We start from the raw sequence: 11,661 nt of genomic DNA, 5'->3' as shown, positions 1-11,661 counted from the left end.
TTCGCCGTTGCCGGCGAGCGCGATTCCGTGCCGGTCACTGCGATGGCAGAACTCTCATGCGCCGCCCGCGCGAACCGAAACGAATGATCGTCGCAGAGGACGCCGATCGCTTTCGGCTCGTCCCACAGCCGGATCATGCCCATCTCACCGGCCAGATCGCCCGCCACTGGGGAAACGAGCGGTTCGAGCGTCCAGCCCCCGACCACTCGATGATCATCGCTGCGGAGGACCACGACCGCGGATGGCGACAGTACGACCTCGCACCGTCGATCCACCCTGATGGGGCAAGACCGCTCGGGTTTCGTGAGTACCCCGGCGAGGAATGGACGACGGTCTATCGCTCCGGTGTCGAAAACACGGTGGCGATCGACACCTACGCCGGTCTCCTCGTCTCGCTTCACGGCACCGGACTCAGAAGGCAGGGGTATGGCGCTCGTTGCGACATCCCGGACATGCACGATGACCCGGTGTATGCCGACTTCATCGCGGAGCAAGAACAGCTCCAAAAGGAGGTCGTGGGGCAGTTGAACGACGACGACCGCTTTTCACGATACGTCTCTGCCGACGATCTGGCCTTTCTGGAGGAGATCCACGAGACGGGTGCGTATTCGGGGCACTGTCGAACGTGGCACAACTACCTCCTGCTCGAAATCTACGACCGTCTTTCGCTGTATCTCTGTGAGAACACCCCACTACCCGAGACGACACTCGGTCCTGTGCCGATCACCGACGGGACCGAGGACAGTCAGACGGAGCTACACGTCGTCCCGACCGACGAGATGGCGGTGCGGATCGAGCCATACCCGTTCGATACGTCGCCGATGACGGTGAGCGTGAGCGGACGGTACGTTCCGAAGACGTTCGAAACCCAAGACCAGTTGACCGAACGCTACTATCGGAGCGAGCGAGAGCGTCTCCAGTTTACGATCCACGAGTAGCGAACCACGCGGCGATCGCCGACGTGACGACTGGTGGCCGAGAACACCTTTCTCGATGTCGGCTACTCCGCGACTACACCAGTGGTGCCGTCTGCGATGAACCCGTCGAGGTCGTTCTTCCCCGTCGGATTCTCCGTCGAAGTGTTCGACTGTTCGGGCTGGTTGGTGGTGTCGGTGTCGATCGGAGCGACCACCGTCGTAGTGTCTTTCGGCCGATCCGTGTTCGATAGCTGCGGAGCGTGCGCAGTGGTCGCTTACTGGCCTTCGCCGGCGAGCGCTTCCTCTCGTAGCCGTTCGCCTCTGTCGGAGCTGACATCGAGTTCGGGGACGGTCGTGGGCTCACGGTCGTCGTCGATGGCGACGTATACGAAGTACGATTCGGTCGCTTTCTGCTGCTTTCCGTTCCGAAGGTTTTCCCGGTAGACCTGCAGCCTGACCCGCACGCTCGTCCGCCCGGCGCGGTAGACGTACGATTTGATGAGTGACGTATCGCCGACCTGGATCGGGCGCTCGAAGTCGACCTGGTTGATCCGTGCGGTGACACACGAGCTGCCCGCGAAGCGCATCGCGCTCATCGCGCCCACTTCGTCCATCCACTTCAGAACGTGACCACCGTGGGCGGTCTGGAGGTTGTTGGCGTGGTTCGGCTGAACCATGACGCGGTTCTCGATGTGCGTCTCTATCAAGTCGGTCATGGCGGCCGTTCGGCTACGATCGGAATGAGCCTGCTGGATTCCGCCGGCGTCCGCGTTCGGTGGTCGTTCGACGAACGTGCGTTCGGCGGCTGTAGCGAGGAACGCTTATCCGCGGCGCTCGCCACGCCCCGATATGAGCCTCGACGTCGAGACGCCAGCCCCGCCCGAACTCGCCACCGGCGTCGACGCCGACGACTACGACGACGCCGAGGTGGGCGGCGACGAGTATCGCCGCGAGGAACTCGGCGACTTTCTCGCCGAGGGCGCGTGGGAGGAGGCGTTCGCGGCGTGGCGGGCCGACACCGACGTGACCGAGACCGAGTTCGCCATCGTCCGCGATCTCGAACTCCTCACTCGTTTCGACTTCTTCTGGGACGACTTCGCCGACAGGGTCGGGTATCACGCGCCCGGTCTCCCTGAGGACTGGAAGGAACGCGACCTCCACTCCGAACTCGACTCGTGGCAGCGGGTATCGTCGATCAACGCCGGCCTGACCGAACTCGGCCAGACCGTCTGTGACGTGCTGAAAAGCGAGTACATCGACTGGGAGGCCGACTACGACGCACCCGACGACCTCCCTGACTTCTGATTACTCGCGCGAGACCGCGAGGTTCTGGAGCGGACCGCCACACTCCGGACACAGCCCACCACCTTCGTCGGCGGCGACCCGGTTGTGACAGTCCATGCACTCGTAGTACGATTCCTCCGGGCTATACGGGTCGGTCCTGACCATGTAGCTTCGACGACACCGACCGATTAAAGTGTTATGCTATAACATACCAATACCCTACAAACTCTCTAAACATATACATACATCATAGAACACCGACAACGATGTTCGTCTCTCGACAGGCAAACCGAAAACGGTTGTCGAGTATCCAATCCACATCCGGTTGGACACGACACTGCGGATCTTCGCACTCCCGATGGGAGTCGCGACCAGCGCCGGCGGATGGTCCGACCGAGTGGTTAAGAGCTATCGTGTCGTACGGGAGCGCATGAGTGCTGATCTCGTGCCACCACGCGAACGCGAGTGTGTACAGTGTGGCCGACAGGAAGCCTGGAACGAGGGCGCGGCGACGTGGATGATCGACGGCGATGCGGTCGGTCGCGTCTACTGTGTTCACGAATGGGACATCAACGGTGAATACAGTCCGTTTCGATAGCACTGCTGGTTATACGATGCCTGGGCATGTGGGACGTAGCTCTCGACGTTTCAACCCCACGAGGGTTCGTCTGAAACCNAGTCCGTTTCGATAGCACTGCTGGTTATACGATGCCTGGGCATGTGGGACGTAGCTCTCGACGTTTCAACCCCACGAGGGTTCGTCTGAAACCGGAAGACGACACTGGGGGCACATGAGTTCGCTCCTCGTTCGAATCGGCCTCCCAGGGGTCCAGCGGGCAGTACGAGCGTATCGAAACGTTCGATACCGATGGGGCTCTGTCGCTCAGAACTTCGATCGGACGACTGCTGTCACATCCAGTCCGCCAACAGTTAAGTCCCCGTCGGCGTATGGCCGGGTATGGATGCGACGCCAGCGGAGATCGGCTCGCTCGTCGGCCGCGAGGTGTATTCGAACAACGGTGTGTTCGTCGGTGAGGTCGAAGACGTCCGTATCGATCTCGATCACGAGGTCGTCACGGGAATCGCGGTTGGCGGGCTGAACCGCGAAGTGCTCGGCGGGCGCGCGCGCAACGCCGGCGGCGTCATCGTACCGTTCCGGTGGGTGCGCTCGGTCGGCGATGTCGTCCTCGTCAACGACGTCATCGAGCGCCTCCGCGAACGCGAAAGCGAGGGCGAGACGGAAGCGACGGCCTAACTTCCGTTCTCGTCGACGCCCATCGCGGTGAACAGCTTTCTCCGGACTGCTTCCTCGGTGAGCTTGAGCAGCGTCTCGCGGTTGTCGTCGCTGGTCTCGATTCCGGTGAAGATGCCGAGCGGGATCGTGACGGTTGCGTCGGTCGAATGGCCCACGGCCTCGCCGATGTCCTCGAAGGCGTCTTCCAGAATGTTCCGGATGTTGAGTCGAATGTCCTTCGAGCGCGCCGAAAGGGTGATGCGCTCGTCGTCGATGGCGAACACCGCGGTCGTGGTGACACCCTCCAGATTCAGGAGATGCTGGGCGGCCTGGCTGAGCGCGTCGCGGTCGTGGATGAACCCCGCGTTCGAGACGAGATGTGAGCCCCTGACCTCCCGATTCCGGATGGCCTCGGCGAGCACGTCGAGCGTCTCGGGGCTCATCGACGGCGACTCGACCTGTTCTAAGGTGTCGTGATCGGCGAAGGGGTAGAGATACGAGGCCGCGGTCAGATCGGCAGGCGTCGTATCGCGCTTGAAGTCCAAGGTCTCGGCGCGGATGCCGTACAGCAGCGCGGTCGCGACGGTGTCGTCGAGCCCGAGATCGAACTCTTGAACGTACTTTGTAAGGATCGTCGAGGTCGAGGAGACGTTCGAGCGCACATCCGTAAACGCCGCCTCGTAGTCGCCGTCGGGCTCGTTGTGATCGATCAGGACGTCGACCGGCCGTTCGATCTCGCGCTCCATCGAGCGGGCGTGATCGACCAGCGCGAGCGTGTCGTACCCCTCGAAGTCGACTTCGTCGCGCGCGAGGAGTTCGACCCCGATCAGATTGACGAACGCCCGATCCTCCTGGTGGCCGATCTCTCCGTCGTAGAGGATGTCCGCCTCGATCCCGCGAGCTTCGGCGATCGCGCGGAGTGCGACCGCGCTGGCGATCGAGTCCGGGCCCGGGTTGTCGTGGGCGAGGATCGCGAGCTTCGACTCGGTGGCGTCGATGACGTCCGCGAGCTGGCCCGCCTTGTGTTCGAGTTCGCCGGTTTCGAGCGCCCGGAGCGCGGCGTCGGCGATCACCTGCGAGGGGTTGATGACGGCGTCCGCGCCCGCCTCCCGGAGTTCGTCGGCGGTCACTGGATCGGAGGCCCGTGCGACGACGAACTGGTCGTCGCCGCGGTCGCGGATGCGTTCGACCGCGGCCTGGTTCGCCTCGATGTCGGTCGAGAGGATCAACACCACGTCGCGGTCTTCGACCGCCTCGGGAACCTCCTCGTCCGCGATGTCCGCGGTCTTCGCGTTCAGGTCCTGGTCACGTAGCGCCTCAACCCGGCCGTCGTCGGCGTCGATGATGAGAACGTCTTTGCCCTCGTCGGCGAGTTCCTCGGCGACGGCGTAACCGACGCTGCCACAGCCGAGGATCGCATACGTGGACATCGAAGCCATCGTGATGCCCGTGCTCATTACCTCCGGTCAGTCGTGGGGCTACTTTATTCCTGTAGTTCGTTCCGCCCCCGATCGCCCGCCGCGTGCGGACGGGCACGACTTCAAAGGAAACGTATTTGACTGGGCCGGGGTAACGCCGAATCGTCAGGGCCGGTAGCTCAGTTAGGGAGAGCATCTGACTCTTAATCAGACAGTCGGGGGTTCAAATCCCTCCCGGCCCGTGCAGCGAGCCGATGAGCGACGCGAATCGGCGAGCGAACCGGCCGGAGGGTTTGAATCAGGGAGTGAAGCGAACGAAGTGAGCGGAACGACCGTGGTTCAAATCCCTCCCGGCCCGCTTCTGCGACGGTTTCACGAGCGAAACGAGTGAAACGCCGTGACGAGCGGAGCGAAGTCACCGAAAACGGACGCGACGAGCGAACCGGCCGGAGTGATAGACCCTCACTCAAAATGTAGGTGGAGATTAACTATCACTTTGAACGAACATAAAAGCTAATGTGGAGTGATAGATATTGGTCTTCTAGCTAGCATGGAGGTGAGCGTGTCATAGAATCCGTCTCATGCTGAGAGCATCTCGCGGCCAGGGTTGTCTCCTCGTTCGTCGTTGGTGATCGCGACGACCACTCGGAGGCACAGCGCAAGGAACACCTGCGCCCGTGCGTGGACGCGGCCTCGGGCGCGGACGGGCCCGAGGCCGCAGTTCTTGACTGCATCGTTGGTCCGTTCGACNAGGAACACCTGCGCCCGTGCGTGGACGCGGCCTCGGGCGCGGACGGGCCCGAGGCCGCAGTTCTTGACTGCATCGTTGGTCCGTTCGACCTGTGTTCGGCGGTTGTACGTCTCGTCTAAGACCGAGCGTTTGAGCTGAACGTCCTCGCTGTGGTTCTCGATACGATTTTCGACCCTGTACTCGATATCGAGCGGATCGTCCATGTTTCGCGGGTTATACGGCGCGATTGGCACGACCCCTGCATCCAGCAGGTGGTCGTGCCACTCCAGCGTGTCGTACGCACTGTCGCCGATCATCCAGACCGGTACTTCGACGGCGAGCGCGTCACGCGTGACGCGCATCGCCGTCTCCTCTGGCGCTTGCTTTGCTGGTGTGAACTCCGCTGCGATGGGTACCTTCGCGCCCGATGAGACGATCGTACAACCGAAGCCGTAGTAGTGTTCTTCAGCGGTTGAGTCGTAGTTCCACGTGGCGTCGACGTTCCACGGAATCGCTTCAACGTGAGTCGAGTCGATTCGGTACGTAGAGTCGAGCAGGCCCCGAACGGCGGCCTGCTCGACGAGGTGCTCGAAGACATCGTTAACAACGTGTTCGAGATCGGTGAGGAAGCGATCGACCGCGTCTCTCGACGGCGGTCGATCGAAGCCACAGCTGAGCCAGACCAGTGTCTTCTGGAGTTCCCGTGCGACAGGACGAGTGCCGTAGACGTCCTCGTAGTAGCAGTGGAGAAAGCCTCGGAAGAGTTCTGGTGGCTCATGAACTCGTGTTCGCCCCCGCTTGCAGGGGGCGAACACGTCGTATTCCAGTAGAAATCCGAGCTTAAGATGCTCAAACAGCGATACCGTCTCAGTCGCCGCGACATTCAAGAAGCCGTCGACAGAAGTTACGTTTTGCAGGGTTTGGGTGTTGTTGGACACAATTCCCACGCCCTGCAACCTCGCATGTGACGCTTTCTATGACACGCTCTGGAGGTTATTACTATCGTTGGTCTCGGTGCCACTACATTGGGACTCGTTATTACTACAGCGGCATTTCTGCGGCAACGACAAAACGCGAAGAACGAAGAACAGCAGCGAAAGAGAATGGAACGTCGCCTTAATCGAAAGGACGAATTAGAAGACCTTTCAGAGAGGCTTCGAGATTTGCATAGTCGAATTAGGTTGCTCTGCGAAAGAACCACCAATCCTCGCTCTAACGAAGATATGGATTTGTTCTTGCATGATTTTGCAAGAGATCTCCTTGCGTACCATCACACGACTGGCAACGATCCTACTGTAGCAGTACCAGAAGTAAACCATCTTCGAGAGAGTGAAGAAGGCAATATCACCCTGACAACAACGTCTGAAGTAGTTGATGCATATCATCAAACCGATCCGCCACATCTCATTCAAGCCAAAATTCGAATACAGGATAGAGACGACGCTCTACGATGGTCAACAAAAGAAAACATTGACTGGGGAATCAGAAATATCACATTTGTCAGGGATGAGATGAACGAGATAGAGGATTGGAATGTTGATCTCTTGAACCAATTTGACCCTTCCTTACTCGATGATCTTGACGAAGCAGTAGACCAGTTCACAGTCGCCTGCTATGAGCAGATATTCAGTCATGCTGATGGAGTCGAATTTTCTGTGGATGAATATGATAGTCATATGGGGATTGAGAACGCTATATATGAGACGTTCGTGCTCTCTGAAGACGTCTACAACGCAGTAGAGAACCTAGAGACGTTAGCTGATAGGATCGACAATATTCAGACAGACGTTATCACAACTAGTTTCTCCTGATCCGTATGCAAATACCGATTTGTAAACTGTGATATTACGACAGTTTCGGCTGGGACGTTAGCTATCGGGACTGTAGTTCGGCGCTTCGTCGGTAATCACCACGTCGTGGGCGTGGCCCTCGGTCTGACCAGCCGACGAAACCCGGACGAACTCCGCGCGGCGCTTGAACTCGGGGATGGTTCCCGCGCCGACGTAGCCCATCCCGCTTTTCATCCCGCCGACGAGCTGGAAGAGCTCGCTCTCGACGCTGCCCTTGTACGGCGTCGCGGCCTCGACGCCCTCGGGGACGAAGTCCTCGTCCTCGTCGGCGTCTTTCAGGTATCGATCGCCGCCGCCGGACTGCATCGCGCCGACCGAGCCCATCCCGCGGTACTGCTTGTAGCGCTTGCCGTTCATCGTGACCACGCGACCGGGCGCTTCGTCGGTCCCGGCGAAATATGACCCGAGCATGACGGCGTCCGCACCCGCCGCGATCGCCTTGATCGCGTCGCCCGAGTAGCGGATACCGCCGTCGGCGATGACCGGTATATCGTGCTGGCTGGCGACGTCGGCGACCTGCGCGACCGCGGTGATCTGGGGCATCCCCGATCCCGTGACGACCCGGGTGGTGCAGATCGAACCGGGACCGATGCCGACCTTGATCCCGTCGGCGAACTCGACGAGCTCCTGGGCGGCCTCGCGAGTACCCACATTTCCGACTACGACGTCGGCCTCGACGCCGGCGGCGAGTTCGCGCGCGCTGTCGATCACGTTGCGATTGTGCGCGTGCGCGCAGTCGATGAACAGCACGTCGGCGTTGACCTCGTCGACCGCGGCGGCGCGGTCCTGCTCGAAAGGACCGACGGCGACCCCGACTCGCAGACGACCATCGGCGTCGCGCGCGGCGGTGTCGTACTCGCGGCGCTGGAGGATCCCCTGCATCGTCACGAGGCCAGTCAGACGATCCTCGGTGTCGACGACCGGAACGCGCTCGATCTTGTGTTCGTACATGAGTTCGAGCGCGTCGCGCGCGTCGACGTCCTGGGGTGCGGTGATGACCTCGTCGGTCATCGCCTCGCGAACCTCGTCACGGTCGCCGACCTCGAGGTACGGCCGGATGTCGGTCCCGGAGATGATCCCCAGCACCTCGCCGTCGTCGTCGACGACCGGCGCACCGCTCACGCCTTCCTCGTCCATCATCTCGTCGACCGCTCTGACAGTCTGATCGGGGCTCGCGGTCACGACCTCGCGGATGATGAGTTCGTCGGCGCGCTTGACGCGCTCGACTTCGTCGACGACTTCATCGATGTCCATGTTGCGGTGGAGCACGCCGAGCCCGCCCCGACGCGCCATCGCGATCGCGAGCCCGCTCTCGGTGACGGTGTCCATCGCGGCCGAGAGGACTGGGACTGTGAGTTCGACCGACGTCGAGACGCGCGTGGCCGTGTCGGCGTCGTCGGGCTCGACGCGACTCTCCTTCGGCCGGAGCAACACGTCGTCGAACGTCAGCGCTTCCGGAACGCGGAGTTTCTCGGAGAAAGGTTCTGCTCTGTCGCTTACCATGTAAACGGTCACCGTCCCGGCATGAAAAACGTTGCGAGACCGGGAGTCCCATTCGGTCCGTTCACGACGGAATGTGACGCGTGACTCGACCACCAGAGTCGTGTGGCCACGGCTCACGGAACGTTTATTCCCGTCTCTCGGCACGTTCCGGTATGGACGTCGCCAGTCCACTCACCGCGCGTAGCGCCAATCAGTCGACTCTCGACCTCGCGGACGGCACACTCTTTACACTCGCGCGCAAATTTATCGCTCTGGCGACGATTCCGGTCGGCAAAGCGTGGCAGCCGTGGATGGCTGCCAGCAGTTCCGACTCACACCATCCGTCCAACCCCTCAGCCATGGGAGACGGCCAGCCTGCCCCGTGAGCCACTCCCAACACCCGGTCGCACTCGGGCTCGAGCGTCGCGTCGGCGGCGCAGCCCGCCTGCTGGCGACCGTGATGGCGCTCCCGCTCGTCGACGGGATCTTCCCCGCGCTGGTGCTCGCCGGGGCGCTCGACGGCCCGCTGGGCATCCTGGAAGTCGGTCTCCTCGTGTTCGGTGGCAGCGCGACCGTCGCCGTGATCCTCGCCGAGATGGACGGCACGTGGCGCGCACAGGTCCGGACGACGCTCGGAGTCGGCGTCGTCGTGATCGCCCTCGCCGCGATCGAGTCCGCGCTCGCACCCACGATCGCGAGCCTGCTCGACCTCGCGATCTTCGAGCGGTTCGCGGCGGTGGTCATCCTCGCAGTCGCCGCCAAGACCGCGAGCGCGCGCGTCGGCGAGTATCTCCCACGTCCGGCGGTCATCATCGGGCTCGGGGCGCTCGCCAGTCTCGATCCCGCCGGCGCACGGCTCGTCTTGGTTCCTGACCCGACGTTGGTACTCAAGGGAACGCTCGCCGCCAGCGTTGGCGTGGCGTTCGCGCTCGGGGTCGCGGTCTGCGGGCCGTGGCTCCGGACCGCGGTCGACGTCGATCGGTTCCGGTTCGGTAGCGCGGTTGCGCTCGGCGTGCTCGCGCTCTCGGTGCTTGGACTCGTTCCGGACGACGCACCGCTCGCGCTCTCGGTGCTCGTGGTCACGGCGCTGCTCGCGTTCGATCCCGACAAGAGCGACGACGCTGAGACGGCGAGTCTGAACGGAGCGGACAGGAACGAAGCCCTCGGATCCGATCGAGCAAGCGGCACGATGGCCGACGGTGGCGAGTCGAGCGAAACGAGGCGAGTCTCGTCGGACTCGCTTCGCTCGTCCGACGGTGGCGACGCAGCCACCGATGCCACCGACCCCGACACCGCGACGGACGCGAGTACCGACACCGACGTGGGTTCCGACCGCGCGCCCTGGCTGTAAAGGTTTAGGGCCGTCGCCCCCCGCGTCTTGGTATGGCCGACAACCGCGTCGTCGAAGGGCGGATGGTCACGCCGAAAGCGCTCGCCGAACTCATCGAGGACGACGACGTGATGGACGCCGAACCCATCACCGACGCCGACCGCGAGTGTCCCGACTGTGGGGGCAACGTCCTCGAAGTCGGCTACATGCCTCAAATCACCGAGTTCGTCACCGGCCGGAAATGCCAGGACTGCGGGTGGAAAGAAACCGACGCGGACGAGGACTGACACGGACGAGGACTGACGCGAGTGAGCCGTCAACGACCGTTTTTGCGACACTACTGTGCGTGCGATGACTCGGATTCGGTCGGCAAAGTGAGGTCCATCCCGACGAGCTCGGGCGCACAGGTCGCGAAGTCGAACCCTTCGTAGAACCCCGGCTCGCTCGCGATCAGATTGATGAACGCCGACGGTGGTGCGTTCGCTTCGAGCCACGACACGAGTTCATTCATAATGCGGCTTCCGAGACCGCGGCCCTGGTGGTCCGGCGTGACGGCGATATCGACGATCTGAAAGACCGTCGCGCCGTCGCCGACGATGCGCCCCATCCCCACGAGGTCGCCGTCCGCACGGATCGTCACCGCTGTGCACTCGTTGCCGATCCCCGCTGCCGCGGCATCGAGTGATCGTTCGCGCATTCCTGCCGCCGATCGGAGTCGGACGAACTCGCGCGGCGTCGGTGGTTCCATGGCGATGTCGTACTCCATACGAAGCGCTCGACGGATGAGTGGATAAACGGCTCGGCGTCGTTCGAGGGGTGGGTCCGAGGACGACCGGACCGACCGCGGCGTGTCCGCTCGGTTTTGCCCGGTCGGGCCCGGCTGCGACGACCGATATCGACGCGAGACCGAAATCGGTTTACCCACGACGCCACTGGATTCGCTCGCGGGGTCGTGGCCAAGCCAGGTATGGCGACTGACTCCAGAGGCACCGCGCCCGGTGACGAGACTCCAGACTGATATACAGAGCGGGTGGCTGATCACCGCCCGCCGTGACGACCCTCTGGAGGACCGAGGCGCGCACCGGAGATATCAGTCGATCGGGGGTTCAAATCCCTCCGACCCCATAATTTCTGCGACGAGCGGACGCGAGGAGCGAAATCTGTACGTCGGTGGATTTGAACCAGGGAGTGAAGTGAGCGCAGCGAGCGAAATGACCGTGGTTCAAATCCCTCCGACCCCACTCCTCCTACGGCTGGTCGGTTTTCGACGAATGGAAAAACGAGGTAGGCACACCAAGACGAGCAAAAGCGAGTGACGATCCTCAAATCAAGTGGCGACCTGCCACCGCCGTCACCGCTTTTCCACCCACGCTGTATTGCTCTCCTCGGCCGTGTAACCGAGTCCCAACGCACACC

Annotated in this window: 15 protein-coding genes and 2 tRNA genes; 10 read left to right on the top strand and 7 right to left on the bottom strand. The window is 62.2% G+C overall.

Annotation, left to right across the window (positions count from 1 at the left end):
- Positions 1 to 83: 83 nt before the first annotated feature.
- Positions 84 to 938: a DUF3891 family protein gene (locus C450_RS10010; RefSeq protein ID WP_005043186.1), complete on the top strand. Its 855-nt coding sequence runs from the start codon at positions 84 to 86 to the stop codon at positions 936 to 938.
- A gap of 62 nt (positions 939 to 1,000) precedes the next feature.
- On the opposite strand, the gene C450_RS23205 is transcribed toward C450_RS10010, so the two are convergent.
- On the bottom strand, positions 1,001 to 1,132 hold the full coding sequence (locus tag C450_RS23205) for a hypothetical protein (RefSeq protein ID WP_273838643.1): 132 nt from the start codon (positions 1,130 to 1,132) through the stop codon (positions 1,001 to 1,003).
- Between the two features lie 60 nt (positions 1,133 to 1,192).
- Positions 1,193 to 1,633 carry an acyl-CoA thioesterase gene (locus tag C450_RS10005; RefSeq protein ID WP_005043185.1) on the bottom strand — a complete coding sequence of 147 codons (441 nt, stop codon included), beginning with the start codon at positions 1,631 to 1,633 and terminating at the stop codon, positions 1,193 to 1,195.
- Between the two features lie 133 nt (positions 1,634 to 1,766).
- On the opposite strand from C450_RS10005, the gene C450_RS10000 reads away from it, so the two are divergent.
- Entirely contained in the window at positions 1,767 to 2,222 is a 456-nt protein-coding gene (locus tag C450_RS10000) for a hypothetical protein (RefSeq protein WP_005043184.1), read from the top strand.
- Here the strand turns inward: C450_RS10000 and C450_RS21610 are convergent, their stop codons facing one another.
- Positions 2,223 to 2,366: a rubrerythrin-like domain-containing protein gene (locus C450_RS21610; protein ID WP_005043183.1), complete on the bottom strand. Its 144-nt coding sequence runs from the start codon at positions 2,364 to 2,366 to the stop codon at positions 2,223 to 2,225.
- A gap of 265 nt (positions 2,367 to 2,631) precedes the next feature.
- Here C450_RS21610 and C450_RS22400 point away from each other — a divergent pair, with 265 nt between their 5' ends.
- Both C450_RS22400 and C450_RS09990 read left to right on the top strand, forming a co-directional pair.
- Complete coding sequence (locus C450_RS22400; protein ID WP_169317817.1) at positions 2,632 to 2,799, top strand: HEWD family protein; 168 nt, start codon at positions 2,632 to 2,634, stop codon at positions 2,797 to 2,799.
- Between the two features lie 360 nt (positions 2,800 to 3,159).
- Positions 3,160 to 3,456 carry a PRC-barrel domain-containing protein gene (locus tag C450_RS09990; protein ID WP_005043181.1) on the top strand — a complete coding sequence of 99 codons (297 nt, stop codon included), beginning with the start codon at positions 3,160 to 3,162 and terminating at the stop codon, positions 3,454 to 3,456.
- Here the strand turns inward: C450_RS09990 and C450_RS09985 are convergent.
- The gene (locus tag C450_RS09985; protein WP_005043180.1) at positions 3,453 to 4,892 is read right to left on the bottom strand and encodes a DHH family phosphoesterase; all 1,440 of its coding nucleotides are present in this window, start codon (positions 4,890 to 4,892) and stop codon (positions 3,453 to 3,455) included. The genes C450_RS09990 and C450_RS09985 overlap by 4 nt on opposite strands.
- 129 nt (positions 4,893 to 5,021) lie before the next feature.
- Here C450_RS09985 and C450_RS09980 point away from each other — a divergent pair.
- Positions 5,022 to 5,095 (top strand) — tRNA-Lys (locus tag C450_RS09980).
- Between the two features lie 337 nt (positions 5,096 to 5,432).
- Here C450_RS09980 and C450_RS09975 read toward each other — a convergent pair.
- Positions 5,433 to 6,521, bottom strand: coding sequence for a transposase (locus C450_RS09975; RefSeq protein ID WP_005043179.1), 1,089 nt, complete (start codon positions 6,519 to 6,521; stop codon positions 5,433 to 5,435).
- Between the two features lie 165 nt (positions 6,522 to 6,686).
- Here C450_RS09975 and C450_RS21605 point away from each other — a divergent pair, with 165 nt between their 5' ends.
- The gene (locus tag C450_RS21605) at positions 6,687 to 7,394 is read left to right on the top strand and encodes a hypothetical protein (RefSeq protein WP_152424473.1); all 708 of its coding nucleotides are present in this window, start codon (positions 6,687 to 6,689) and stop codon (positions 7,392 to 7,394) included.
- A gap of 57 nt (positions 7,395 to 7,451) precedes the next feature.
- Here the strand turns inward: C450_RS21605 and guaB are convergent, their stop codons facing one another.
- The gene (guaB, locus tag C450_RS09965; RefSeq protein WP_005043176.1) at positions 7,452 to 8,936 is read right to left on the bottom strand and encodes an IMP dehydrogenase; all 1,485 of its coding nucleotides are present in this window, start codon (positions 8,934 to 8,936) and stop codon (positions 7,452 to 7,454) included.
- A gap of 152 nt (positions 8,937 to 9,088) precedes the next feature.
- Between guaB and C450_RS09960 the strand changes: the two genes are divergently transcribed.
- From C450_RS09960 to C450_RS09950, 3 genes are read left to right on the top strand one after another with little or no spacing between them, the layout of a single operon-like run.
- Positions 9,089 to 9,301, top strand: coding sequence for a hypothetical protein (locus C450_RS09960; protein WP_005043174.1), 213 nt, complete (start codon positions 9,089 to 9,091; stop codon positions 9,299 to 9,301).
- On the top strand, positions 9,298 to 10,266 hold the full coding sequence (locus C450_RS09955) for a DUF5794 domain-containing protein (RefSeq protein WP_005043172.1): 969 nt from the start codon (positions 9,298 to 9,300) through the stop codon (positions 10,264 to 10,266). Before C450_RS09960 ends, C450_RS09955 begins: the two co-directional genes overlap by 4 nt.
- A gap of 32 nt (positions 10,267 to 10,298) precedes the next feature.
- Complete coding sequence (locus C450_RS09950; RefSeq protein ID WP_005043170.1) at positions 10,299 to 10,532, top strand: DUF5795 family protein; 234 nt, start codon at positions 10,299 to 10,301, stop codon at positions 10,530 to 10,532.
- Positions 10,533 to 10,582: 50 nt separating this feature from the next.
- Here C450_RS09950 and C450_RS09945 read toward each other — a convergent pair whose 3' ends face one another.
- Positions 10,583 to 11,011: a GNAT family N-acetyltransferase gene (locus tag C450_RS09945; protein WP_005043169.1), complete on the bottom strand. Its 429-nt coding sequence runs from the start codon at positions 11,009 to 11,011 to the stop codon at positions 10,583 to 10,585.
- A 180-nt stretch (positions 11,012 to 11,191) separates the two neighbouring features.
- Between C450_RS09945 and C450_RS09940 the strand changes: the two genes are divergently transcribed.
- Positions 11,192 to 11,370 (top strand) — tRNA-Trp (locus tag C450_RS09940).
- Positions 11,371 to 11,661: the final 291 nt, after the last annotated feature.

The organism is Halococcus salifodinae DSM 8989, from assembly GCF_000336935.1.
In the GTDB taxonomy this organism is placed as follows: domain Archaea; phylum Halobacteriota; class Halobacteria; order Halobacteriales; family Halococcaceae; genus Halococcus; species Halococcus salifodinae.
This window is presented reverse-complemented; position numbering and strand designations above follow the sequence as displayed.

What these genes read in the sequence shown, in the direction of transcription:
- C450_RS10010 (WP_005043186.1), top strand. Translation starts at nt 84, where the DNA reads ATGATCGTCGCAGAGGACGCCGATCGCTTTCGGCTCGTCCCACAGCCG.
- C450_RS10005 (WP_005043185.1), bottom strand. Translation starts at nt 1,633, where the DNA reads ATGACCGACTTGATAGAGACGCACATCGAGAACCGCGTCATGGTTCAG.
- C450_RS10000 (WP_005043184.1), top strand. Translation starts at nt 1,767, where the DNA reads ATGAGCCTCGACGTCGAGACGCCAGCCCCGCCCGAACTCGCCACCGGC.
- C450_RS21610 (WP_005043183.1), bottom strand. Translation starts at nt 2,366, where the DNA reads ATGGTCAGGACCGACCCGTATAGCCCGGAGGAATCGTACTACGAGTGC.
- C450_RS22400 (WP_169317817.1), top strand. Translation starts at nt 2,632, where the DNA reads ATGAGTGCTGATCTCGTGCCACCACGCGAACGCGAGTGTGTACAGTGT.
- C450_RS09990 (WP_005043181.1), top strand. Translation starts at nt 3,160, where the DNA reads ATGGATGCGACGCCAGCGGAGATCGGCTCGCTCGTCGGCCGCGAGGTG.
- C450_RS09985 (WP_005043180.1), bottom strand. Translation starts at nt 4,892, where the DNA reads ATGAGCACGGGCATCACGATGGCTTCGATGTCCACGTATGCGATCCTC.
- C450_RS21605 (WP_152424473.1), top strand. Translation starts at nt 6,687, where the DNA reads ATGGAACGTCGCCTTAATCGAAAGGACGAATTAGAAGACCTTTCAGAG.
- guaB (WP_005043176.1), bottom strand. Translation starts at nt 8,936, where the DNA reads ATGGTAAGCGACAGAGCAGAACCTTTCTCCGAGAAACTCCGCGTTCCG.
- C450_RS09960 (WP_005043174.1), top strand. Translation starts at nt 9,089, where the DNA reads ATGGACGTCGCCAGTCCACTCACCGCGCGTAGCGCCAATCAGTCGACT.
- C450_RS09950 (WP_005043170.1), top strand. Translation starts at nt 10,299, where the DNA reads ATGGCCGACAACCGCGTCGTCGAAGGGCGGATGGTCACGCCGAAAGCG.
- C450_RS09945 (WP_005043169.1), bottom strand. Translation starts at nt 11,011, where the DNA reads ATGGAGTACGACATCGCCATGGAACCACCGACGCCGCGCGAGTTCGTC.